Origin of the sequence: Hydrogenophaga sp. (assembly GCF_026125785.1) — a bacterium.
Classification (GTDB): domain Bacteria; phylum Pseudomonadota; class Gammaproteobacteria; order Burkholderiales; family Burkholderiaceae_C; genus Hydrogenophaga.
The window spans coordinates 1-1,656 of the sequence record NZ_JAHCKL010000044.1 but is presented as its reverse complement, the minus strand read 5'-3'; the positions used below and the strand labels follow the sequence as shown (position 1 = coordinate 1,656).

Below are 1,656 nucleotides of genomic sequence, written 5' to 3'. Positions count from 1 at the left end.
GTCGAGCGCAAGGTCAACTACTAGGAAGCTCTACGTCGCATGAGCCAGTTCAGGAACATCACAGCCGAGGTCTTGAAGCCGCTTGAGCAGGCGGCGGATGGTCTTGGATTTGTCTTGCCTGTCGAAGTGTTCGCTGCCCAGGTCGTTGTACTCGGTGCCGTCGCGCAGCATGTGGAAGGCGGCGGTGAGCATGGAAGCGGCCACGGCGAGGATGGCTTTCTTGGCGCCACGCCTGGCCTTGATGCGCAGGAATTGGGCACGCAGGTAACTGGTCTTGACGCGCACGGCTGCCCAGGCTGCGGTAACCAGGGACGTTTTGATCCAGGTGCCGCTCTTGCGCACACGGGTGGATCTGCGCTTACCGGCGCTCTCGTCGCTGCGCGGGCACAGCCCGGCCCAGGACACGAGATGGCCTGCAGTTGGGAAGCGCGACATGTCCACGCCGATCTCCGCCACCACGACGCTGGCCGTCAGATCAGAGACCCCGGGCATCGTCGTAAGCAGGCGGGTGCGCTGTTGGATCGGCGCCAGCGCTTTTCCCACGGCTGCATCCAGTTCGGCCAGCGTGCGCTGCAAGGCATCGACCACCTGCAGGTGCAACCGCAGCATCGTGCGGTGGTGCTCGGTGATGCGCCCGCGCAGCGCCTCGCGCAATTCGGCCGTCTTCTTACGCGCCGTGCCTTGGGCAAGGGCGGCCAGGCGCGTCGGGTCGGTCTCGCCGGCCACGATGGCATCGAGCATCGCGCGACCGCTCTTGCCCAGCACATCGGACAGGACGCTTGCGAGCTTGAGATTGGCATCCTCCAACACCTTCTGGATGCGCAACGAATGCTGGGAGACTTCCCGAACGAGTTGCTTGCGGGTGCGGGTGAGGTCGCGCAGTTGCTGGATAGCCTGCGGCGGCACGAAGCTCGAGCGGATCAGGCCGTGCGCCAGCAGATCGGCAATCCACATCGCGTCGTTGACGTCGGTCTTGCGGCCGGGAACGTTGCGGATGTGCGCTGCGTTGGCCAGAACCAACTCGAACTCGGCCTCCAGCACATGCCACACCGGTTTCCAGTACACGCCCGTGGCTTCCATCGCCACGTGCGTACAGTCGTGCTCGGCCAGCCAATCGGCCAGCTCAAGCAATTGGGCCGTCGTGGTGCCGAAGCTGCGCACCTCCTGATGCATGGGCGGCGAGACGCAGCGCACGCAGGCCACGATCGTGTCCTTGTGCACGTCCAGGCCCGCACAGCGCGTGTAAAGCACTTGCATGAGAACCTCCTTGCAGTTGTTGGGCACCGCAGGCAGTCCTCGTCATCGAACTCTACTAGTCGTGCTTCGGGGCGTCGCCGCCCTCTGCCACACTCCGGGGTGCTCGCAGGACTGCGGGTCCAACTACTGAACGGGCTTAACGCACCAAGGGAAAGCCGACCTCATCAGCAGTGCCCGCCAGCATCGTATAACCAAGCGCCATCGCCGGCGAGTCACGCCCCAAGCTTCATTTCCCGGGGTCGGGCCCGCCTGATGGCGAACTACTGAGGACAGGAGCGCACGATGACTTCCTCTTCATCCTCTCCTTCGTCCCGTGGCCTCTGGCAGGCCGTGTTCTGGCTCGGCCTGGTGTGTTTCCTGGCCTGGGACTGGTCGACCTCGGCGCCGGTGGACCTGCGC

Annotated in this window: 1 protein-coding gene; it reads right to left on the bottom strand. The window is 64.7% G+C overall.

The window, feature by feature from the left end; all coding sequences use genetic code 11:
- Window positions 1-30: 30 nt before the first annotated feature.
- Complete coding sequence (locus tag KIT53_RS20225) at window positions 31-1,257, bottom strand: IS110 family transposase (RefSeq protein WP_297756292.1); 1,227 nt, start codon at window positions 1,255-1,257, stop codon at window positions 31-33.
- Between the last annotated feature and the right edge of the window lie 399 nt (window positions 1,258-1,656).